Origin of the sequence: Roseomonas populi, assembly GCF_024594815.1 — a bacterium.
Classification (GTDB): Bacteria; Pseudomonadota; Alphaproteobacteria; order Acetobacterales; family Acetobacteraceae; genus Roseomonas; species Roseomonas populi.
Map to the genome: position 1 here is coordinate 25,820 of NZ_JANJOU010000020.1, position 22,024 is coordinate 47,843.

The following is a 22,024-nucleotide window of genomic DNA, read 5'->3' on the forward strand; positions in this document are numbered from 1 at the left end:
AAAGGGATGCCCCACCGACTTTCGCGAATGGCAGAGAGCCTCCGTGCAAGGCAGCTGGCGAAGCCTGCCCGTAACAGCGTGAACGACAACCTCGCCTCCGAGGCCTGCCTTATGGTTGCCGCGCCAGAGCCCGTATGGCAGGGGCCCGGGATCGTTGTCTCACTCGGCGTACAGGACGGGCGGCACCGGATGGGTGCGGTGCGGGTTATGGCGCCAGATGCTACGGACGACCCGGTTGCCGGCACTGCGGTGCTGCTGCGCCTGCTGGAACACTACGGCGCCTGGATGGGCTTCGAGGGCGAGGCTGAGCCGGTGCATCCCGGCGAGGTCCGGCCCGTGCCGACCGTTCTGGGAGCCATTCCGGGGGAGCAGGCCTCCGTCGAGTACCGCCTGGACCTCCGCAACATCGGCCGCGACTCCCAGCAGCTGACGGCGGACGGTACGATCCTGCTGGATGGGCGGCCCGTGTTCCTGCTGGACGGCGTCTCCATCGTGTTCCGCCGCACGGGCCCCACCCCACGGCGGCGGCAGGAGCGGCGGACGCGCCGGGACGCCTGACGCGGCGCCGAAGGCACTGCCCCGGCCACTCCCCACGGCAACCTGGGCCGGGCGCCTCCTTCAGCCCCGGCGCACCGCGAGCACGGTGATGTCGTCGGCCTGCGGCGCCCCTCCGGCGAAGCCGGCCACGGCCTCCAGCACCTTCTCCACCACCGCGCGAGGCGGCGCATCGGCGCCGTCCCGCAGCCGGGCGGCCAGGCGATCCCGCCCGAAGAAGCCGTCCGCGCCGTCCTCTGCCTCCGTCACCCCGTCCGAGAAAAGGAACAACGCCTCGCCCGGCGCCAGCGCCAGCGGGTCCGAGCGGTAGGGGAAGCCCTCCATCGTGCCGAGCGGCGGCTGGCGGGAGAGGCCGGTCAGCACCCGCGCCGTGCCGTTGCCAAGAAGGAAAGGGGGCTCGTGCCCGGCCAGGGCGATGCGCCCCGTGCCAGAGGCGGCGTCGATCGCCGCCAGCACAACCGTCACGAAAGTCTGGCTCTCGTTCTCGCGGGAGAGGTCGTCATTGGCCTGGGCCAGGATGGCCGCCGGATCCGGCACCGCGCCCCCGGCCGAGAGCATCACGGCCGCGGCGCGGATCAGCCCCAGGGTGCGCGCCATGGTCAGCCCGGCCGGCGCTCCCTTGCCCGAGACGTCCGCCACGGCGGCCAGAAGCAGCCCGGGGGCGAGGCGCACGGCGTCGTAGAGGTCGCCGCCCACCTGCCGGGCCGGGATCATGGCCGCGTGGAGCGACAGCCCCGGTGGCGCGATGGCCTCGAAGTCCCGCGGCACGAGGTCCAGCTGGGCGGCGCGCGCGCTCTCCAGCTCCGCCTCCAGCGCGGCCAGGCGCTGGTCGGCCAAGTCGCGCAGCCGCTTCTTCTCCAGCACCGCACCCAGCCGCGCCCGCAGCAGGGGCGGGTCGAAGGACTTGGGCAGGTAGTCCTCGGCGCCCAGCTCGATGCAGCGGACGATCTTCTCCATCTCCGTCAGAGCGGAGATGACGATAACCGGCGGCGCAGCCCCGCGCGCGGCGTGCAACGCTTCCAGCACGCCGATGCCGTCCAGGCGCGGCATCTCCAGGTCCAGCAGCACGATGTCGAAGGCGCCGCGCTCGATGGCGGCCAGGCCCTCCACCCCGTCCACCGCCTCCGTGATTCCGGTGTAGCCCAGCTCCGCGAGGCGCTTCTTCAACACCAGGCGGTTGAAGGAGGAGTCCTCGACGACGAGGATGGAGACCTCCGGCGCGGCGCCGCTCATGCTGCGCCCTCCCGCTCGGCGTGTTCGGGGACCGCGAGGCTCTCCACCACGCGCCGCGTGTCGCCGGCCAGGCGGGAGAGGTCGATCATCGTCACCGTGATCTCCTCGGCCGCCGCGGCGTTGGATTGCCCGATACGGGTCAGCGTCTCCACCCGTTCCCCCAGCCCCGCCACCGTCGCCTGCTGCTGCTCCATCGCCACCGCGATGGAGGATGCCAGCCGCGCGCTCTCGGCCACCATGTGCTCCAGCCCGTCCATCGCCTCTCCCACGGCCGCGGCGGTGCCGCTGCCCTCCCGCGCGCGGCGGCCGGCGGCCACCACGACATCCGCGATCTCCTGCGCCAGCGCCTCGGCCGAGGCCGCGAGCGCCCGCACCTCCTCCGCCACCACGGAGAGGCCGCGCCCGTGCTCCCCCGCCCGCGCCGCCTCGATGGCGGCGTTGATGGCCAGGATGTTCGTCTGCGTCGCCACCTTGGCGATGGTGGCGGCGATGCGCGTCACGCGCTCCGTGTCCTCGCCAACCGCGTCCACCAAGCCGATCAGCGTGCCGATCTTCGGCAGGTTCTCCGCCACCACCGCCTTGGCCCGCTCCGCCCCGTCCCGCGCCTCGGCGGTGGCGCGGGAGACGTCGGCAATGCCCTCCGTCGTCTGGGCCAGGGCCTCGGCCGTGTGGCGCAATTCGGAGAGCTGGGTCATGGCTCCGTCGCTCACCTGCCCGATGGCGTCGGAGGCCTGGGTGGTGGCCACCGCGGTGCGCCGCGCATTCTCCAGTGCCTGGTCCGTGAGCGCCCGGGCCGCCAGGAGGCTGTCCTTGAAGACCAGCACGGCGCGGGACATCTCGCCCACCTGGTCGCTCCGGTCCGCCTCCGGCACCTCGGTATCCAGCGCGCCGGCGGAAAGGCTATCCATGGCCTGGGCCAGCCGCCCGACGGGCCGCGCGATCAGCCGCAGCAGCACGTAGAGGATCAGGGCGCAGCCGAGCACCCCGACCGCCCCCGCCCCCAGCACGATCCTCCGTGCCGCCGTGTTCAGCGCGTGGGACCGCTGCAGCGTGGCCGCGTTGTGCGCCCCCACGATGCGCCGGGCCGCGAGCATCATCACGCTGAAGCTCGACTGCGCGTCGAGCCAGTCCTCCTGCACGGAGAGGAAGTCCGCGCGGCGGTTCGCGGCGAAGGCCTCCCGCGCCCGCTCCGCGATCTCCGTCATGCGGTGGGACATGTCCCGCGCCCCGGCGAGCACGATGGGGTCGATTTCCGGGCCCAGGCGCCGCTCCACCTCGGCGAAGGTCTCCTGCACGCGCTCGCCGCCGCGCACCATCAGCCCCGCGGCGGCACGAGGGGGCATCACGCCCGCCAGGGCCCGCATGATCTGCGAGGTGAAGTCGGCGAGGCTGCCGGCGAAGCGGTCCACCGCCGCGTCCGCCTCCTGGTCCTCCCCGGCGATCCGCTCGATGATCGCGATCTGCCGCTCGCTCAGCAGCAGGGCCGTGGCGGTGAGCAGCCCGACCACGCCGAGCATCAGCAGCGCGATGAGCGCCGCCCGCGTGCCGATCCGCCCTGCCAGAGAGGCGAGGCCGCGCGGGGCGGGGTTGCGCGGGGCGCCCGGGGCCGCCGTTTCGGCGGGCGCCGGGGCGGGCGGGGCGAGGTTCATGGCGGGCCGGAGGCTAGCCTCCGGCCCGTGACCGGAACAAGACGCGCGTCCCGGTCGGTTGGCGGGACAGGCCGGAAAGCCCGGTTCGCCCCCCTCGGGCTGTTGCCCATTTGCCCTCCGGGGCGGGCGCGGCGATGCTGCGCGCGGCCCCGGCCCGCCCGGGGCACCGCCCAGGACCGCCAGAGGAACCGATGCCAGAATACCCCTTCACCGCCGCGGACCTCGAGGCCCTGCGGGCCTGGGACACGCCCACCATCTGCAACGCGCTGGAGATGGTGGCCCCGCACCGGCGCGGCCACGGCTTCACGGTGCGCCCGCTGGTGCCCGCCTCCACCACCCTGCCGCCGATCTGCGGCATCGCCCGCACCGGAACCATCCGCGCCGCTCATCCCTCCGGCCGCGCGAAGGAGGTGGACCGCGCCGCCCGCATCGGCTGGTACGAGTACGTGGGCGAGGCCGCCCTGCCGACCGTGGTGGTGCTGCAGGACCTGGACGACACGCCCGGCACCGGCGCCTTCTGGGGCGAGGTGAACACGAACGTCCACAAGGCGCTCGGCGCCCAGGGCTGCGTCACCAACGGCTCCATCCGGGACCTGGACATGATCGCCCCGGGGTTCCAGCTCATCGCCGGCGTGGTGAATCCCTCCCACGCCTATGTCCACATCGTGCAGTACGGGCAGGAGGTTTCCGTGCACGGCATGGCCTGCCACCACGACGCGGTGGTGCACGCGGACCGGCACGGGGCGGTGGTGATCCCGCACGACGCGGTGACGAAGATCCCCGCCGCGATCGAGCTGCTGTCGCGCCGGGAGAAGGTGATCCTCGACCTCTGCGCCTCCCGCGACTTTACCGTGGCGGCTCTGCGGGAGGCGCTGTCCCGCGCGGACGAGATCCATTGAGCGATGCGGCGCCCGCGGCGGGGCTGACGCCCGCCGCGGCGCGGGTGATGCAGGCGCTGCACGGGGCGGACATCTATGCCGGCTTCGCGCCTATCCGCGCGAAGGACCTGCAGGGCTGGAACGGGACCCACCCCGCCCTGGTCAGGGCTGTGGAGGAGGTGCGGCCGGAGCTCGCACTCGATGTCGGCGTGTGGAAAGGCCAGTCCGCCGTCTCCATCGCGGAGGCGATGCGGCGCGTGCGGCCGGATTCCGCGCTGCTGGCGATCGACACCTTCCTCGGCAGCCCGGAGCACTGGAACCGGGAGCGGGCGGACCGGATCATGGACAGCCTTGGCCTCGTCCATGGCTGGCCGGGCCTGTACTGGCAGTTCCTGTCCAACATGGTGCATTCCGGGCACGCCGACCGCGTGGTGCCGCTGCCGCAGACGAGCGAGAACGCGGCCGTCATCCTGCGCCGCCTGGGGCTGCGGCCGGACCTCGTGCACATCGACGCCGCGCATGAGTACGAGCCGGTGCGGCGCGACATCGAGGCCTACTGGGCCCTGCTGCGCCCCGGTGGGGTCCTGATCGGCGACGACTACGCCTGGCCCGGCGTGAAGCGGGCGGCCGACGAGTTCGCGGCCGCGCAGCGCTTGCCGCTGGAGGTGCAGGACCCGAAATGGATCATCAGGAAGCCCGCATGACCCGCCCCGTGCTGGCCCGCGTGCGCCCGGAATGGGTTGACCACTACGGCCACATGAACCTCGCGCCCTATGTCGCGGTGTTCGACATGGCGACGGACGTGCTCTGGCCCACCCTCGGGCTCGGCCCGGCCTTCCGGGCGCGGAACCTCGGCACCTTCGCGGCGGAGAACTGGGTCTCCTACCGGCGGGAGGTGCGGCTGGACGATCCGCTGGCCGCCGAGAGCGAGGTGCTGCAGCACGACGGGAAGCGCCTGCTGATCCGCCACCGCCTCTTCCACGCCGAGGAGGGCTTTGAGAGCGCGCGCTGCGAGCTGCTCTTCCTCTGCGTGGACCTCCTGGCGCGCAAGGTTTGTCTCTGGCCCGAAGACGTGCGCGCGGCCTTCGCGGCCGCCGCTTCCGGACCGCCGCCGGAACGGCTGGCATTGCGGCGCTAGACGGGCAGGGCGCTGCCCAATCCGGCGCCGGCATGCGGGCAGATTGGGCAGGTGCTGCCCAACAAAGGCGAAGTTTTCGCATATCCGGGTTGACGATCCGTCATGCGAGGGAGAACCATCCCGCCCCACGGAGGACCCCCCGATGAACGTTGCCCTGCGCTCCGATGGAAATGCCCCCGCCGGCATGGCGGAAGAGGAATGGAAGATCCGCTGTGATCTGGCCGCCCTGTACCGGCTGATCGCCCATCACCGCTGGACGGACTTCATCTACACCCATATCTCCGCCCGCATCCCCGGGCCGGAGCACCACTTCCTCATCAACCGCTACGGCGTGCTGTTCGAGAACATGCGCGCCAGCGACCTGGTGAAGATCGATGTGGACGGCAATGTGCTGGACGGCGACGCCGAGTACGCCGGGCAGAGCCGCCGCGTGAACGCCGCCGGCTTCACCATCCATTCCGCCATCCACATGGCGCGTGAGGACCTGAGCTGCGTGGTGCACACGCACAGCGCGGCGGGTATCGCCGTCTCCGCCCAGAAGCACGGGCTGCTGCCGATCTCCCAGCACGCGCTGAAGTTCTACGGCCACCTCTCCTACCACGGCTACGAGGGCATCGCGCTGGACCTCGACGAGCGCGAGCGGCTGATCCACGACCTCGGCCCGAGCAACAAGGCGATGATCCTGGTGAACCACGGCCTGCTGGCCGGCGGCCGCTCCATCCCCGAGGCCTGGAATCAGATCTACTACCTGGAGCGCGCCTGCTCAGCCCAGATCGCCGCGCTGTCCGGCGGCGCCGAACTGGTCTTCCCGCCGGAGGAGGTGCGGCTGAAGACCGCGGCCCAGTTCAACGGCCCGCACACCCTTGCTCATGCCGAGTTCGCCTGGGACGCGGCGCTGAGCATGATCGAGGGCCAGGACTACCGCTCTTGAGCGCGCCCCTCCTCCTCTCCGGCGGACGTATCTTCCGCGGAATCGAGAACGGCTTCGCGGAAGCCATGCTGATCGCCGATGGCCGCGTGGCGGCCGTGGGCAGCCTGGACGAGGTGGAGGGCATGGCGCCCGCCGGCACGCGGCGGGTGGATCTGGAAGGCCGGGTGGCAATCCCGGCCTTCAACGAGGCCCACATGCACCTGCTGCCCTATGGGCTGGGCCTCTCGCAGGTGAACCTGCGGCCGGAGACCGGCACCCGCTCCCTGGACGAGGTGCTGAAGCGCGTCGGTGATGCCGCGAAGAAGGCGCCGAAAGGCGCCTGGGTGCTCGGCCGCGGCTACGATCACGGGGAACTCGATATCGGCCGGCACCCGACCGCCGAGGAACTGGACCGCGTCTCCCCGGACAACCCGGTCTATATCGTCCGCACCTGCGGCCATATGGGCGTGGCGAACACGGCCGCCCTGCGGGCCGCGGGCGTGGGCCACAACACGCCGAATCCCGAGGGCGGCGCGATCGAGCGGAAGAATGGCCGCTTGACCGGCCTGTTCCTGGAGCGCGCCAAGCGCCTGATCGCGGACGCCATGCCCATGCCGTCCGAGGACTCCATGGTGGCGGCCATCGAGGCGGCCGGGCGCGACCTTGCGGCGCGCGGCTTCGCGACGGCCAGCGACATGAATGTCGGCATGACCGCCGGGCTGAACGAGATCGCCGCCTATCGCCGCGCCCTGTCCGAGGGGCGGCTGATGCAGCGCATGTGGCAGGTGCTGGCCGGCAACCCGGAGGGTATCGCGGAGGCCGCCTGGAACGAGGGGCTGCGCCCCGACCACACGGACGACATGCTGGCCTGGGGCGCCGTGAAGGTCTTCGGGGACGGTTCCGCCGGCGGCCTGACCGCCGCCTTCTTCGACCCCTATCTGGAGAGCGCGGGCGGCGGCACCGGCATCTTCTGCTTCCCCGACGAGACGATGCACCGGCTTCTGGCCCTGTACCACCGCCAGGGCTGGCAGCTGGACATCCACGCCATCGGCGACGCCGCGATCGAGCAGGTGCTGGTGGGCATGGAAAAGGCGGGGGAGGGAGATGCCCCGCTCGCCGGCCGCCGCCACCGCATCGAGCATTGCGGCTTCCTCAACGCCGACCAGCGGCGGCGCATGAAGGCCAACGGCATCCTCCCCGTGCCGCAGCCCGTGTTCATGTACGAGTTCGGCGACCTCTACGTGAAGAACCTCGGCCTGGAGCGGACCGAGGTGGCCTACCCGATGAAGACCTGGCTGGACGAGGGCCACCACCCCGCCGCCTCCTCGGACTCTCCCGTCTCCACGGTGGATCCCTTCATCAACCTCTTCACCATGGTCACGCGCAGGACGAACAAGGGCACGGTGCTGGGCGAGGCCGAGCGGCTGACGGTGGAGGAAGCCGTGCACTGCTACACCTGGTGCGGCGCCTACACCCAGTTCGCGGAGGACCGGCGCGGCACGCTGGAGCCGGGGATGCTGGCCGACGTGGCCGTGCTGTCGAAGGACATCTTCTCCATCGCGCCGGAGGAGATCCTGACGACCGAGGCGGACCTGACCCTGCGTGGCGGGGAGGCGATCTTCGACAGGCACGGCGCCCTGCGCGCCGCCGCGGCGGATGCGCTCCGCGCACCGGCGGCCTGAACCCATGGGCCGCCACGCCGTCCAGCGGCTGTTGATGGCGATCCCCGTGCTTCTCGGGGTCGTCCTGGTCGGGTTCCTGCTGATGCAGGTGGTGCCGAGCGACCCGGCGCTGGTGCGTGCCGGGCCCTCCGCCACGCCCGACGTGATCGCGGCCATCCGGCGCGACATGGGGCTGGACCGGCCGTTGTACGAGCAGTTCGGCCTCTATCTCTGGCGCCTCCTGCACGGCGATCTCGGCGTGTCCATCATCAACAACGTCCCCGTCATGCAGGAGCTCGGCAACACGGTGGGCCCAACGCTGGAGCTGATGTTCGCCAGCCTCGTCTGGGCCATCCCGATCGGCATCGCCCTCGGCACCGCCGGCGCCTACTGGCGCGGCACGGTGGTGGACCGGATCATCACCGCCTTCGCCGTCGCGGGCGGCTCCATCCCCGTCTTCTTCCTCGGCCTGCTGCTGATCTGGTACGTGGGCTTCAAGCTGCAGCTCCTGCCCTTCACAGGCCGCGAGGGACCGCTCTGGACAGCGGATGGGCTGAAGGCCATCGCCCTGCCAGCCATCGCGCTGGGCGGCACCTTCATCGGGCCCGTGGCGCGCATGACGCGCACGGCGGTGCTGGACGTGCTGACCGTGGACCATGTCCGCACCGCCCGCGCCAAGGGCCTGGGCGAGTTCCGCGTCGTCACCCGCCACGCGCTGCGCAACGCGCTGATCCCCGTGGTCACCCTCATCGGTCTGCAGATCGGCTTCCTGCTCGGCGGCGCGGTGGTGACGGAAACGGTCTTCTCCTGGCCGGGCGTGGGGCGGCTGGCGGTGGGCGCTATTCTTTCCGCCGATTTCCCGATGGCGCAGGGTACGATCATCGTGCTGTCCCTGGGCTTCATCATCATCAACCTGATCGTGGACGTGCTCTACGCGGCCCTCGACCCGCGCATGAGGGCAGCATGAGCGCGACGACCGCAGCCCCCGCGCCGGCCAAGGAGGCCGAGGCCGCCCCGCCGCGCCGCCCGGGCACGCTGGGGCGCCTCCTGCGCGAGCCGGTGGCCGCGGTGGCGCTGCTGCTGGCCGTGCTGCTTGTGGGTGCCGCGCTCCTCGCCCCCGTGCTGTCGCCCACTGACTTCTTCGACAACGACCTGGGCAGCGCCATGGCGGTGCCCGGCTCCCCCGGCCTCCCGCTGGGCGCGGACGCGCAGGGGCGGGACATGATCACGCGCACCCTGTACGGCCTCCGCCTGACCCTCGGCATGGGCCTCGCCGCCGTGCTGCTCGGCGGCGGCATCGGCGCGCTGGTCGGCTTCGCCGCCGCCTTCTACCGGCGGGTGGACGGGCTGCTGATGCGGCTGATGGACGTGATGCTCTCCTTCCCCGCCATCCTCTTCGGCCTGGCGCTGGCGGCCATCTTCGGCCCGGGCATCCCGGCCGTGGTGCTGGCCCTCTCTGTCGCCACCGTGCCGCTGATGGCGCGCATCGTGCGCGGCTCCGCGCTCGCCATCATGGCGCTGGACTACATCGAGGCGGCGCGGGCCACGGGCATGTCGGACCGGCGCATCATCCTGCGCCATGTCGCGCCCAACTGCCTCTCGCCGATCTTCGTCTTCGCCACGCTGCGCTTCGGGCAGGTGATCCTCCTGGGCTCCGCACTGTCCTTCCTGGGCCTCGGCGCGCAGCCGCCCACGGCGGAGCTGGGCGCCATGGCGGCGGAGGGGCGGAACTTCCTCTTCTTCGCGCCGCATATCGCCATCATCCCGTCCGTGGTCATCTTCCTGACCGTGCTGGTCTTCAACTTGCTGGGCGACGCCCTGCGCGATGCGCTGGACCCGAAGCTGAGGGTCTGAACACCACAGAGAGGGGGTTTGCATGAAGACGTTCTGGGGCGGGCTGATGCTCGCGGCCTCGGCGGTTCTACCGGCGGCGGAAGCCCTGGCGCAGGCCGCGCCGCGCGACACGCTGGTCTGGCTGCGCGAGATCGACGCGGACCGCTACGATCCCCCGCGCTCCGCCGCCACCGCGGCCGGTGAGGCGATTTTCCTCCTCAGCGACACCCTCGTCTCCATGGATTGGGACCAGCGCACCGTCCGCCCCGGCCTCGCCGAGCGCTGGGAGGTGAGCGAGGACGGCAAGACCTACACCTTCCATCTGAAGCGCAACGTCACCTTCTGCGACGGCAAGCCGATGACGGCGCGCGACGTCGCCTACACCATTAACCGCTGGGTCGATCCCGCCACGCGCAGCCCCGTGCGCTACCGCGCCGGCCAGGTGGAGAGCGTGACGGCGGCGGATGACTACACCGTGGTCTACAAGCTGAAGGAGCCGTATTCCGAGCTTCTCTACCAGCTGACGCAGCAATTCTCCGCCATCGTGGACCAGGCCACGGTGGAGAAGCTGGGCGAGAATTTCGGCGTGCAGGGCTTCAACGGCACCGGCCCCTATTGCTGGCAGAGCTGGACGCCGCGGCAGGACATGGTGCTGACGAAGCACCCCAACTACAACTGGGGTCCGCCGATTTACCAGAATCCCTCGCCGCAGGTCGGGCGCATCGTCCTGCGCATCATCCCCGAGGCGAACACGCGCCTTGCCGCCATCCAGTCCGGCCAGGCGGACGTGGTAGCCGGCCCCGCGCTGCCCGCCTTTGCCATCGAGGGGCTGCGGCGCGTGCCCACGGTGAAGCTGCAGCAGCAGTCCGTGTTCTTCTACGACATCTTCGTGGGCTTCAAGGTGGACAAGCCCGTCGCCAGCGACGCCGCCATCCGCCGCGCCGCCAACCTGGCGGTGAACAAGGAGGCGATCAGCCGCGCGGTGTTCTTCGGCACGGCGCCCGCCGCACCGGAGCTGATCAACCCGCAGGCGCTGGACTACGACGCCCAGGCCGGCCGCATGGTGCCGCGCTTCAACCAGGACGAAGCGAAGAAGGTGCTGGACGAGGCGGGCTGGGTGCCCGGGCCGGACGGCATCCGCGTGAAGGACGGGCAGCGCGCCACGCTGCTGGCTTACGGCCTGCAGAACCAGGCGAACAATGGCATGATGCAGGCCATGCAGGCGGACCTTCGCCGCGTGGGCATCGAGCTGCGCGTGCAGCTGTGGGACGCGACGGTGGGCTGGGGCAAGCTGGCGACCCAGGAATACGACGTCTTCACCATGAGCTACCCGTATGTCTCGGCGACAGACGCGCTCTCCCTCTACTTCCCCTCCGGCAACCGCCCGACGCCAAACCGCATGAACTGGGCGGATCCGGAGACGGACGCGCTGCTGGACGCGGCGAAGCGGGCCACCGACCCTGCGGCACGCGCCGAGGCCATCGGCAAGCTGCAGCGCAAGCTGGCGGAGGCGAATGTCTGGGTGCCGATGATCCGCACCTCCATGTGGATGGCCACCTCCCAGCGGGTAGAGGGTGCGCGGCCGCACGGCATCTATGGCGTGGCCCTCTACAAGGGCCTGGACATTCGCCTGACGCGCTGAACATCGCGGGCGGCCGCCGCGCGCGGCCGCCCACCAACACTTGGGGGAGCGAGCCGTGACAGTGACCGTGATCCGCGACGCCGACGTCGCCGTCGCCTGGGACGCCTCGGCGGGGCGGCACACCTACCTGACCGGAGCCGATGTCGCCTTCGATGGTGGCACCATCACCTTCGTTGGTCGGGCCTACACCGGCCCGGTGGACGAGGAGGTTCCCGGCCGCGGGCTGATGGTTATGCCGGGGCTGGTGAACATCCACTCCCACCCCTCCTCCGAGCCGATGAACAAGGGGCTGATCGACGAGATCGGCTCGCCCGGCCTCTACAATTCCTCCCTGTACGAATACATGCCGATCTTCCGCGCCGATGCGGATGCGGTGCCAAGCTGCGTGCGCGTGGCGCTCTCCGAGCTGCTGCTCTCCGGCGTCACCACCGTCGCCGACCTCTCCATGGCGCATCCCGGCTGGCTGGACCTGCTGGCGGAGAGCGGGATGCGCGTCTGCATCGCCCCCATGTTCCGCTCCGCCCGCTGGTTCACGAAGAACGGGCATGTGGTGGAGTACGAGTGGGACGAAGGCGCAGGCGAGAAGGCCATGGCCGAGGCCCTGAGCCTCATCGACCGCGCGAAGCAGCACGAGAGCGGTCGCCTCTTCGGCATGGTCGTGCCTGCACAGATCGACACCTGCGCCGAGGGCCTGCTGCGCGAGAGCAGCCAGGAGGCGAAGGCCCGTGGCCTTTCCTGGCAGATCCACGCCGCGCAATCCGTGGTGGAGTTCCACGAGATCACCCGCCGGCACGGCCACACGCCGATCGGCTGGCTGGATTCCATGGGCCTGCTGAACGAGCGCGCCATCATCGGCCACGGCATCTTCCTGGACGACCACCCCTCCACGCCCTGGCACACCAACACGGACCTCTCGCGCCTAGCGGAGACTGGCACCACCGTCGCCCATTGCCCCACCGTTTTCGCCCGGCGCGGCATCACCATGAAGAACTTCGGCCGCTACAAGCGCGCCGGTGTCAACATGGGCCTGGGGACAGACACCTATCCCCACAACATGCTCGATGAGATGCGCCTTGTCGGCTATCTCGCCCGCACCCAGGCGACCGACCCGCGCGCCGTGACCACCACCGAGATCTTCGATTCCGCCACCATCGGCGGCGCTAAGGCGCTGGGCCGGGACGACATCGGCCGCCTCGCCGCCGGCTGCCGCGCGGACATCGTGCTGGTGAACGCGGAACATCCGATGATGCGCCCGGGGCGGGACCCCATGCGCAGCCTCGTCTACGCCGCCGGAGACCGCGCGTTGCGCGACGTGTACGTGGACGGCCAACTCGTCGTGAAGGACGGGATGGTGCTGACCATGGATTACGAGGGCGCCGCCGCCCATCTTCACGAGGCGCAGAAGCGCGTGCTGGACCGCGCCCCCTCCCAGGACTGGGCCCACCGCCCCGTCGAGCAGATCAGCCCGCCGAGCTTTCCCTGGGCATGAACGACACTCTTCTCCGCGTCGAGGATCTCCGCACCGTCTTCCGCAGCAGCGCCGGCGACATCGCTGCGGTGGACGGGGTGACGCTGGACGTGCCCCGCGGCAAGACGCTGGGCATCGTGGGGGAGAGCGGCTGCGGCAAGTCCATGCTCTCCCTCTCCATCATGCGCCTCGTGCCGAACCCCGGACGCATTGCGCAGGGCCGGGTGATGCTGGACGGGCGCGACCTTGCCGCGCTTTCCGCGGCCGAGATGCGCGGCGTGCGCGGCGGCGACATCGCCATGATCTTCCAGGAGCCGATGACCTCGTTGAACCCCGTCCACAGCATCGGGGACCAGCTGATGGAGGCCATGCGCGCCCACGACGCGAAGGCGAGCGCGGCCGAGCTGCGCGACCGCGCCGTGGAGGCGCTGCGCCGCGTCCGCATTCCCTCGCCGGAGCGGCGCTTCGCGGAGTACCCGCACCAGCTCTCCGGCGGCATGCGCCAGCGCGTGATGATCGCCATGGCGCTCGCCTGCAAGCCGCGCCTGCTGATCGCGGACGAGCCGACCACCGCGTTGGATGTGACGGTGCAGGCCCAGATCCTCGACCTGCTGCGCGAGCTGCAGGCCGAGACGGGCATGTCCGTCATCCTCATCACCCACGACCTCGGCGTGGTGGCGGAAATGGCGGACGAGGTGGGGGTGATGTATGCCGGCCGGGTGGTGGAGCGCGGCACCGCGAAAGACATCTTCGAGGACCCGCAGCACCCCTACACCATCGGCCTCCTCGGCAGCATCCCGCGCATCGAGGAGGAGCGGGAGCGCCTGCTCTCCATCGACGGCAGCGTGCCGCCGCCCTTCGCCCTCCCCAGCGGATGCCGCTTCAACCCTCGCTGCCCCTTTGCCATCCGGGCCTGCACGGAAGCCGACCCGCCGCTGCGTGAACTCGCGCCCGGCCACCGCGCCGCCTGCATCCGCGCGCCCGTGGAACTTGCCCTGGACATCGCCGCATGACGGAAGCGCCCCTCCTCGAAGCCGTTTCCGTCGCGAAGCACTACCCGGTGAGGAAGGGCCTGATCGTCGCGCGCCAGGTGGGCGCCGTGCGCGCGGTGGACGGCGTCTCCTTCGCCCTGCACCGCGGCGAGACCCTGGCCCTGGTGGGCGAGAGTGGCTGCGGCAAGTCCACCACCGCCCGCGTGGTGATGCGCCTGATCGAGCCGACGGGCGGCGACATCATCTTCAAGGGCCAGAACGTCACGAATGTCGGCGGCGCGAAGTTGCGCGCCCTTCGCCGGCACCTGCAGATCGTGTTCCAGGATCCCTATGCCAGCCTCAACCCGCGGCTCACGGTCGCGGACGCCATCGCGGAGCCGATGGCCGTGCACGGCATCGGCGATGCCGCCAGCCGCCGGGCGCGCGTGCAGGATCTGCTGCGCCTGACCGGCCTGCGTGCCTTCCACGCGGACCGCTACCCGCACGAATTCTCCGGTGGCCAGCGCCAGCGCATCGGCATCGCGCGGGCGCTTGCCGTGGAGCCGGAGGTGATGGTGCTGGACGAGCCCGTCTCGGCGCTGGACGTCTCCATCCAGGCCCAGGTGGTGAACCTGCTGGGCGACCTGCAGCAGCGCCTCGGCCTTTCCTACCTCTTCATCGCGCACGACCTGGCAGTGGTGAAGCACGTGGCCGACCGTGTGGCCGTGATGTATCTCGGCCGCATCGTGGAGGTGGCGGGGAAGCGGGACCTCTTCTCCAACCCGCGCCACCCCTACACGCGCGCCCTGCTCGCCGCGATCCCGCGCCCGGACCCTTCCCGCCGGGGCCAGGTCACGCCGCTGGGCGGCGACCTGCCCAGCCCGTTGAACATCCCGCCCGGGTGCCGCTTCCACACGCGCTGCCCCGCGGCGCAGGCCGTGTGCCGGGAAGGGGACCCGCCGCTGCGCGAGATCGCCCCCGGCCACACCGCCGCCTGCCACTTCGCCGAGAGCCTGCCGCGCTTCGACGCCGAGGCGGATGGCGGGATCGCCCCTGTGGCCCAGCGGCGCCTGGCGGCCTATGCGGCGGCCCGGGAGCGTCGTGCTCTCGCCCCGGTTCCTGCTCCGTGACCCGGGAGGCCCTGGTCAGGCGGGAATGCCGCACGATCTCAGGGCGGTGACGGGAGAGGCGGAGACGGCCGATGTTCCTTGACCTACCGGGTGCCGGCCCATGGCGGCCGGACCCTCCGAAGCCGAGGATCACGCCGAAGGAGGAGAAGGTCCTGGTCTGGATCGTCGCCGTGAACCTGGTCCTGCTGCTCGTGGCGCCGATCGGCGGCGCGACGCTGATCCAGGCGCTGATTGCCTTGTTCCGGTAGCGCCCCGGCCATTGCCGGCCGGAACGACGCCCCGCAGGATGCCCGTCAAACAAGCCGGGGGAACGTGTCCATGCCTGTCCTGCTGCTCGCGCCACGCCTGATCCTCTCCGGCGGCGGCGCCGTCTCTGAGGTGGCCTCGGTCCTGGCCCAGCTCGGCCTCTCCCGCCCTCTGATCGTCACGGATCCCTGGATGGCATCCTCCGGCACGGTGGATCGGGTTGTCGCCCCGCTGCGCGCCGCCGGGATCGCCGCGGCGGTGTTCCATGAGACGGTGCCGGACCCGACCGACACGGTGGTGAAGGCCGGCGTGGCGGCCTTCCGCGCCGGCGACTACGATTGCCTCATCGGCTTCGGCGGCGGCAGCCCGATGGACACGGCGAAGGCCATCGCCATCCTCGCCGCCGCGCCGGACGGCACGCATATCCGCGCCCTGAAGGTCCCGGCCCAGGCCAACCGCGGAGCCGTGCCCGTGGTCTGCATCCCCACGACCGCCGGCACGGGCAGCGAGGCGACGAAGTTCACCGTCATTACCGATACGGCGCATGACGAGAAGATGCTGATCTCCGGCCTCGGCGCCCTGCCGCTGGCCGCGATCGTGGACCACCACCTCACCTGGACCGTGCCCGCCCGCACCGTGGCCGATACCGGGGTGGACAGCCTGACCCACGCGCTGGAGGCCTTCGTCAGCCGCCGCGCCAACCCGATGAGCGACGACTACGCGCGCCTGGCCATGCGCCTGATCGCCCCCAACCTGCGCCGTGCCTACGCGGATGCCCGGCGCGGCGGCAACGGCCCGCGGGACGAGGAGGCGCGCGAGGCGATGATGCGGGGCGCCACACTGGCTGGCCTGGCCTTCTCCAACGCCTCCGTCGCGCTGGTGCACGGCATGTCCCGCCCGATCGGCGCGCACTTCCACGTGCCGCACGGCCTGTCCAACGCCATGCTCCTGCCCGCCGTCACCCGCTTCGGCCTGGAATCGGCCCTGCCGCGCTACGCGGAGGCCGCGCGCGTCATGGGTGTGGCGGGGGAGGGGGATGACGACGCCAGCGCAGGCCGCCGGCTGGTCGAGGAGTTGGAGGCGCTGAACCGGGAACTGGACGTGCCCAGCCCGGCCACCCACGGCATCCCCGCCGACAGCTGGGACGGGCTGCTGGAGACGATGGCGGCCCAGGCCCTCGCCTCGGGCAGCCCCGCCAATAATCCCCGCGTGCCCGATGCGGCGGAGATCGTGGCGCTGTACCGTGAGGCCTATGCCTGACAGCCACGCGGCGCCCGATCCCGCCGAACTGATCCGCGCCGTCGCCGCAGGTGAGACAGGTGCCCTGCGCCGCCTTTACGACGCGCAGGGCTCGCGCCTCTTCGGGATCGCCCTGGCCATCCTGCGGGACCGGGACGCGGCGGCGGACGCGCTGCACGACGCCGTGCTGAAGGTGGCGGCCCGGGCTGCCCAGTTCGACCCGGCGCGGGGGGAGGGGGCGGCCTGGCTCGGCGCCATCGCCCGCAACGTCGCGCTGGACCTGGCCCGTGCCCGCGGGCGGGAAACCCTGTCCGACGACCCCGCCCTGGGCGACGCGGCCGTCGCGCCCGAGGCGCTGGACCGCCTGGCCGCCGCCCAGCAGCACGGCCGCCTGCGCGACTGCCTGGCCTCGCTGGAAGCCCGCAACCGGGAGAGCATCCTTCTCGCCTTCGTGCACGGCCTTTCCCATGCCCAGATCGCTGCGCGGCTGGAACTGCCGCTCGGCACGGTGAAGGCCTGGATCCGCCGAGGGCTGCTGCGGCTGAAGGGGTGCCTCGCATGATCCCCTCCGATCCCGAAGCCCTGGATGCCCTGGCGGCCGAGCACGTCCTCGGCACGCTGGACGCCCGCGAGGCGGCTGAGGTGGCCCGCGCCCTGCCGGTCAACCCCGCCCTGCGCGAGGCCGTGGCGCATTGGGAGGCCCGCCTCGCCCCTCTCTCGGATCTGGCGCGGCCCGAGCCGCCGCCCGCTGCGCTCTGGGACCGGATCGAGGTTTCACTGGCCGATCGCGCCATGCCCGCGCCGGTTCGGCCGATACGGGTGGCGCCGCTCTGGAAGGCCTGGGCCGTCGGTTCCACGGCCCTTGCCGCCGGGCTTGCCGCCTTCATGCTGCTCCGCCCCGCCGAGCCGCCGCGGATGATGACCGTCCTCCTCACCAGCCGCGACCAGCCGGCCTGGGTGGTGGAGACGGAGGGTGGCGGGCTGCGCCTGGCCAGCCTCAATCCCCGCCCGGTGGAGAGCGGCCGCGTGCAGCAGCTCTGGGCGCTGCCGCCCGGCGCCACGGCCCCTATCTCCCTCGGCTTGGTGCCGGAGAGCGGGCAGGTCAGCGTGGCCCCCGGGCTGGTCCGGCCCGAGCCGGGGATGCTGATCGAGATCACCCTGGAGCCGCCGGGTGGCTCTCCCATCGGGCGCCCCACAGGGCCGATCCTCTTCATCGGAAATCTGACTCCCGCCCGGAGCAGCTGATCTGATCACGCACGCGTGATCCTGCTTCCTGCGTCCAGTCGCGTCCGCCCGCCGTATCGCGGTGCGGGGCCCGGCGTCCCGCCCCTTGATGGAGAGACGCATGACCCGCACGATCCGCCGCCTTGCCCTGGCCAGCGCGGCCTTTCTCGGCCTGGGTGGCGTGGCCCAGGCCGCCACGCTGATCGGCCTGACCACCGATGGCCAGCTGCTCCGGATCGACACGGAGACCCGGCGCGCCGCTGCCCCCGTTCGCGTCCGCGGCGCAGAGGGCACGCTGCTCGGCATCGATGTCCGCCCGGCGGACGGGAAGCTCTACGGCGTCACGGATGCGGGCGCGATCGTCACCATCGATCCCGCCACGGGCATGGCGACGAAGGTCAGCCAGCTCGGCGAGCGATTCGAATCCGGCGGCCGCGCGGTGGTGGACTTCAACCCGGTGGCGGACCGGCTGCGGCTGATGGGCTCTTCCGGGACCAATTTCCGCGTGAACGTGGAGAACGGGCAGGTCGCGCGCGACGGCGGGCTGAAGTACCAGGCCGGCACTCCCCTGGCCGAGACCATGCCGCGCATCACCGCCGGCGCCTACACGAACAGCATGGCCGGCGCGCAGCAGACGATGCTGCTGACCGTGGACGGCGTGCTCGGACAGCTAAACCTGCAGGCGCCGCCGAATGACGGGGTGCAGCAGATGCGCGGGCGCATCGGCCCGGGCGTGGGTGCCTCCGCCGCCTTCGACATTCTCTCAGAGGGCGCCACGAACACCGGCTATCTCCTCGCGGGCGGCGTGCTGCACACCCTGAACTTGGAGAACGGAACGCCGACGCCGCTGGGCCCCGTCGCGGGGTCCGCGGAGGTCATCGACATCGCGGCGATGCGCTGAGGGAAAGGCTCCCGGGGCATCTCGCCCGGTCAGGTAACCTCACCTGACCGGGACCCGATCAGGCAGGATCCCGGACCGGGCCGCGGGCCCCGCGCCACGCAGCGATCCAGGCCGGCAGGGCTGCGGCCGGTAGCGGCCGCCCCACGGCGTAGCCCTGGGCGCGATCCACCCCGGCCATGGCCACGGCGTGCCACAGCGCCGGGCTTGAGATCCCCTCGGCCGTCACCAGCATGCCGCGCCCGTGCGCCAGGGCCACCAGCCGCTCCATCTCCGCCCGCGACCGCCGGCTGCGGGCCGCGTCGGAGACAAGGAAACGGTCCAGCTTGATGCCGGTGAAGGGAAGGCGCAGCAGCTCGTCCCGCCGCTCCTCCAGGCTCATGTCGTCCACCCAGAGTGGGTGGCCCGCGCCCCGCAGCCGCAGCACGGCCCGGCGCAGCAGCGGCAGGTCGTGTACCGGGGTCGTTTCCGTCAGCTCGATCCCCAGCATGGCTGGCCGCAGCCGGCACTCCCGGCAGAGGCGGCCGAGCCAGGGCACGGTGTCCGGGCGCTGCAGCACCTCCAGCGGCAGGTTGATGGAGATGGGCAGGGCCAGACGCGGCCGCAGCGCCACCAGTTCCTGCGTCGCCATGCGCCCCACGGCTCGGGCCACGGCCAGGGCCAGCCCGTGGCGCTCCGCCATGGGAATGAAGGCATCCGGCCCCAGCGGGATAGCGCGCCGCCCGTCCGGCCGCAGCCAGCGGACCAGCCCTTCCAGCCCCACGGGGCGGCGGTCGGAAATCCGGACGATCGGCTGGTAGCGCATGGCCACCTCGCCCTCCGCCAGGCCACGCCGCAGCGCCGCTACCTCGTCCGCCTCGCTCGGGTCCGGCCGGCCGGTGATCCGCCGAAGGGCGGCGAGCAGCGCGCCCGGATTCCCGGCCAGGGCAGCATCGAGGACGAGGACGCGGGTCGGGCTGAAGGGATCCTGCGCCGCCGCGTGCAGCGCGCCCCAGCCCCGTTCCTCGGGCTGCGGCTCGCAGAGAAGGCCCAGCGGAGGCCGGCCGGGCCCGACGAGCCGCGCCGTCGCCTCCTCCGGCGCCACCGGCCGGACCGGCGATGCCCCGATGCGAAGCAGCGCCTCCTGGACCTGGGCGATCAGGGCGGGGTTCCGCAGAACGGCGAGAAGCTCTCCCTCAGCACCGGCCCGTGCCGCCTTCCCTGTGGGCAGAGGGGCGTTCTCTCCATGGGATGCTTCAAAAGGCACCGCTTCGACCTACCACCTCCGCGTGAAGAAACCATAACGTCCACACGCGGGTGATGCCTACTCCCCGGAGGTCACGGCTGCGGGAAACAATCGGGCGAAGGGTGCCCGATGCCCCATTTCAGCCCCCGCTGACCTGCCAGGGTGAGGTTTCCCAGCGGCTCCGCAACTCCACGAGTTCCTGGGACACCAGCTTGCCCCAGGCCTGGCCATCCAGGAACTGCGGAAGGATGCCCCGCGATTCGGCCTGGGCAAGAAATTCCGGATCGGCTGCGGCGGTGCGGAGGGCGCGCACGACCCGGGCGGCGGCCTCGGGCGCGATCCGGGCCGGTGCCGCAATCCCACGGCGGAGCGCGCCCTCCACGGGCAGCCCTTCCTCGCGCAGCGTCGGCACCTCCGGGAATTGCGGGTGCCGCGCCGGGGCAGCCATGGCGAGGAGGGAGAGCTTCTCCTCCCGCACCGCCACCAGCGCCTCCGGCACCGTCACCAGTGCCGCCGCGACATTGCCCGCCATGGCCGCCTGCCGGGCGGCGGCGGCGGAGGGGAAATGGAGCTGCTCCATCGGCAGCGAGGTGGCGAGATCCGCGGCCGCGATGGCGGAGGCGCTGGTGGGCGGCGGCAGGCCCAGGGGGCGGCCATCCGGCCGGCTCCGCAGCGCCTCCAACTCCATCCCAGGCGGGGCGACGAGGGCAACCGGCTCCTCCGTCACGGCGCCGAGGAGGAGGATGCGGTCCAGAAGCGCCGTCGCGTTCCGCTCCACCGCGCGCGCGAGAAGGATGGGTGTCATGGCATAGGCCAGCACGGATCCATCGCCCGGCGCGTCCGCGAGGTCGCGCATCACCGCCAGGCCACCCTCGCCGACCCGGTTCACGACCTGGACTTGCACCAGCTTCAGGTGGCGCTCCAGGAAGGGCGCGAAGCCGCGGACCCAGAGGTCCGTGGAACTGCCGCCCGCGGCGCCGACGAGCAGCGTGAGGCTCTTCGGCCGCGGCGTGGGCGGCACATAGGGCGCGGCATTCTGTGCCCGCGCGCCGCCGGCCCCTGTTGCCAGCAGGGCGGAGGTGCCGAGGAGCGCGCGCCGCGTGGTCATCCCCGCGGTCCGGCCACGCCCTGGGCCGCACCCCGGGCCTTGGCACCGGCGGGCACGCCCGGAGCCGCGACCTTCGGCGCCTCGGTGCCCCGCCGCAGCCGGTTCTCGCCGAGGAAGAGGAGGATCGGCGCTGCGATGAAAATGGAGGAGGAGGCGGAGACGACGATGCCGAAGAGCATGGTCCAGGCGAAGCCCGCCAGCGTGTCGCCGCCGAAGAGGGCCAGCGGCAGCGCCGAGAGGAACAGCGTCATGGAGGTGCCGAGGGTGCGGTTCAGCGTCTCGTTGATCGAGCGGTCGATCAGCTCCCGCAGCGGCATCGTCTTGAACTTGCGCAGGTTCTCCCGCATCCGGTCATAGACCACGACCTTGTCGTTGGCCGAGAAGCCGATGATCGTCAGGATCGCCGCGATCGTCGTCAGGTTGAACTCGATCCGGGTGACGGCGAGAAAGCCCACCACCTTCGTCGTGTCCAGGATCAGCGTCGCGATCGCGCCGACCGCGAACTGCCACTCGAAGCGGAACCAGATGTAGACCAGCATCGCGGCGAGAGAGATGCCCAGCGCGATCAGCCCGCCCTGGAACAGCTCGTCCGAGACGCGGTTGCCCACCGCCTCCGTCCGCAGAATGCGCGTGCCGGGCGCCACGCTCTCCAGCGCCCCGCGCACGCGGGAGACGGCCTGCTGCGTCGCCGCTTCCTCGCCCTGCACGGGCAGGCGGATGAGCACGGTGGATTCATCGCCGAACTGCTGCAGCCCGACATCGCCAAGGTTGAGGGCGGAGGTCGCGGTCCGGAGCTGGCCGAGATCGGCCGGCCCGGGGGTCCGCGCCTCCATGATGATCCCGCCCTTGAAGTCGATCCCCTGCTCCAGGCCGGGATGGAAGGCGAGGATCACCGAGGCGGTGGACAGGATCGCGGAGACGATGAGCCCCGCGATCCGGCCCTTCATGAACTGGATCTTGGTGTTGTCCGGAACCAGCCGGAAGAGGGGGCGGTAGAAGCCGAGCATGTGCGTGTT

The 22,024-nt window shown here is 71.7% G+C and carries 22 protein-coding genes; 17 read left to right on the forward strand and 5 right to left on the reverse strand.

Going from position 1 to position 22,024, the window contains the following annotated elements; all coding sequences use genetic code 11:
- Positions 1–6 precede the first annotated feature (6 nt).
- Positions 7–558, forward strand: coding sequence for a hotdog family protein (locus NRP21_RS19965; RefSeq protein WP_257717990.1), 552 nt, complete (start codon positions 7–9; stop codon positions 556–558).
- A 60-nt stretch (positions 559–618) separates the two neighbouring features.
- On the opposite strand, the gene NRP21_RS19970 is transcribed toward NRP21_RS19965, so the two are convergent.
- Together NRP21_RS19970 and NRP21_RS19975 are read right to left on the reverse strand one after the other, a co-directional pair.
- Positions 619–1,788, reverse strand: coding sequence for a PP2C family protein-serine/threonine phosphatase (locus NRP21_RS19970; protein ID WP_257717991.1), 1,170 nt, complete (start codon positions 1,786–1,788; stop codon positions 619–621).
- Complete coding sequence (locus NRP21_RS19975; RefSeq protein WP_257717992.1) at positions 1,785–3,437, reverse strand: methyl-accepting chemotaxis protein; 1,653 nt, start codon at positions 3,435–3,437, stop codon at positions 1,785–1,787. Before NRP21_RS19975 ends, NRP21_RS19970 begins: the two co-directional genes overlap by 4 nt.
- A gap of 191 nt (positions 3,438–3,628) precedes the next feature.
- Here NRP21_RS19975 and NRP21_RS19980 point away from each other — a divergent pair, with 191 nt between their 5' ends.
- The 16 genes from NRP21_RS19980 (at position 3,629) to NRP21_RS20055 (ending at position 18,678) form a co-directional block, all read left to right on the forward strand.
- Complete coding sequence (locus NRP21_RS19980; protein WP_257717993.1) at positions 3,629–4,336, forward strand: RraA family protein; 708 nt, start codon at positions 3,629–3,631, stop codon at positions 4,334–4,336.
- The gene (locus tag NRP21_RS19985; protein WP_257717994.1) at positions 4,333–5,019 is read left to right on the forward strand and encodes a class I SAM-dependent methyltransferase; all 687 of its coding nucleotides are present in this window, start codon (positions 4,333–4,335) and stop codon (positions 5,017–5,019) included. The genes NRP21_RS19980 and NRP21_RS19985 overlap by 4 nt, the downstream gene beginning before the upstream one ends.
- Positions 5,016–5,453 (forward strand): acyl-CoA thioesterase, encoded by a 438-nt coding sequence (locus NRP21_RS19990; RefSeq protein WP_257717995.1) that lies wholly within the window; start codon positions 5,016–5,018, stop codon positions 5,451–5,453. Before NRP21_RS19985 ends, NRP21_RS19990 begins: the two co-directional genes overlap by 4 nt.
- A gap of 142 nt (positions 5,454–5,595) precedes the next feature.
- Positions 5,596–6,384: a class II aldolase/adducin family protein gene (locus NRP21_RS19995; protein WP_257717996.1), complete on the forward strand. Its 789-nt coding sequence runs from the start codon at positions 5,596–5,598 to the stop codon at positions 6,382–6,384.
- On the forward strand, positions 6,381–8,045 hold the full coding sequence (locus NRP21_RS20000) for an amidohydrolase (protein ID WP_257717997.1): 1,665 nt from the start codon (positions 6,381–6,383) through the stop codon (positions 8,043–8,045). Before NRP21_RS19995 ends, NRP21_RS20000 begins: the two co-directional genes overlap by 4 nt.
- Before the next feature lie 4 nt (positions 8,046–8,049).
- The gene (locus tag NRP21_RS20005) at positions 8,050–8,991 is read left to right on the forward strand and encodes an ABC transporter permease (protein WP_257717998.1); all 942 of its coding nucleotides are present in this window, start codon (positions 8,050–8,052) and stop codon (positions 8,989–8,991) included.
- On the forward strand, positions 8,988–9,878 hold the full coding sequence (locus tag NRP21_RS20010) for an ABC transporter permease (protein WP_257717999.1): 891 nt from the start codon (positions 8,988–8,990) through the stop codon (positions 9,876–9,878). Before NRP21_RS20005 ends, NRP21_RS20010 begins: the two co-directional genes overlap by 4 nt.
- 22 nt (positions 9,879–9,900) lie before the next feature.
- Positions 9,901–11,499 (forward strand): ABC transporter substrate-binding protein, encoded by a 1,599-nt coding sequence (locus tag NRP21_RS20015; RefSeq protein WP_257718000.1) that lies wholly within the window; start codon positions 9,901–9,903, stop codon positions 11,497–11,499.
- A gap of 55 nt (positions 11,500–11,554) precedes the next feature.
- Positions 11,555–12,988, forward strand: coding sequence for an amidohydrolase family protein (locus NRP21_RS20020; RefSeq protein WP_257718001.1), 1,434 nt, complete (start codon positions 11,555–11,557; stop codon positions 12,986–12,988).
- Positions 12,985–13,980, forward strand: a complete 996-nt coding sequence (locus tag NRP21_RS20025) for an ABC transporter ATP-binding protein (RefSeq protein ID WP_257718002.1) — start codon at positions 12,985–12,987, stop codon at positions 13,978–13,980. The genes NRP21_RS20020 and NRP21_RS20025 overlap by 4 nt, the downstream gene beginning before the upstream one ends.
- Positions 13,977–15,068 carry an ABC transporter ATP-binding protein gene (locus tag NRP21_RS20030; protein WP_257718003.1) on the forward strand — a complete coding sequence of 364 codons (1,092 nt, stop codon included), beginning with the start codon at positions 13,977–13,979 and terminating at the stop codon, positions 15,066–15,068. Before NRP21_RS20025 ends, NRP21_RS20030 begins: the two co-directional genes overlap by 4 nt.
- Before the next feature lie 71 nt (positions 15,069–15,139).
- A complete protein-coding gene (locus NRP21_RS20035; protein ID WP_257718004.1) occupies positions 15,140–15,316 on the forward strand; it encodes a hypothetical protein in 177 nt (58 codons plus the stop codon).
- Between the two features lie 70 nt (positions 15,317–15,386).
- The gene (locus NRP21_RS20040) at positions 15,387–16,574 is read left to right on the forward strand and encodes an iron-containing alcohol dehydrogenase (protein ID WP_257718005.1); all 1,188 of its coding nucleotides are present in this window, start codon (positions 15,387–15,389) and stop codon (positions 16,572–16,574) included.
- Complete coding sequence (locus tag NRP21_RS20045; RefSeq protein WP_257718006.1) at positions 16,567–17,115, forward strand: sigma-70 family RNA polymerase sigma factor; 549 nt, start codon at positions 16,567–16,569, stop codon at positions 17,113–17,115. Before NRP21_RS20040 ends, NRP21_RS20045 begins: the two co-directional genes overlap by 8 nt.
- Positions 17,112–17,798, forward strand: a complete 687-nt coding sequence (locus NRP21_RS20050; protein WP_257718007.1) for an anti-sigma factor — start codon at positions 17,112–17,114, stop codon at positions 17,796–17,798. The genes NRP21_RS20045 and NRP21_RS20050 overlap by 4 nt, the downstream gene beginning before the upstream one ends.
- Before the next feature lie 100 nt (positions 17,799–17,898).
- Complete coding sequence (locus NRP21_RS20055; RefSeq protein WP_257718008.1) at positions 17,899–18,678, forward strand: DUF4394 domain-containing protein; 780 nt, start codon at positions 17,899–17,901, stop codon at positions 18,676–18,678.
- Between the two features lie 58 nt (positions 18,679–18,736).
- Here NRP21_RS20055 and NRP21_RS20060 read toward each other — a convergent pair whose 3' ends face one another.
- The 3 genes from NRP21_RS20060 to secF form a co-directional block, all read right to left on the reverse strand.
- Positions 18,737–19,921, reverse strand: a complete 1,185-nt coding sequence (locus tag NRP21_RS20060; protein WP_257718009.1) for an EAL domain-containing protein — start codon at positions 19,919–19,921, stop codon at positions 18,737–18,739.
- A gap of 118 nt (positions 19,922–20,039) precedes the next feature.
- Complete coding sequence (locus tag NRP21_RS20065; protein WP_257718010.1) at positions 20,040–21,008, reverse strand: Bug family tripartite tricarboxylate transporter substrate binding protein; 969 nt, start codon at positions 21,006–21,008, stop codon at positions 20,040–20,042.
- On the reverse strand, positions 21,005–22,015 hold the full coding sequence (gene secF / locus NRP21_RS20070) for a protein translocase subunit SecF (protein ID WP_257718011.1): 1,011 nt from the start codon (positions 22,013–22,015) through the stop codon (positions 21,005–21,007). The genes NRP21_RS20065 and secF overlap by 4 nt, the downstream gene beginning before the upstream one ends.
- Positions 22,016–22,024: the final 9 nt, after the last annotated feature.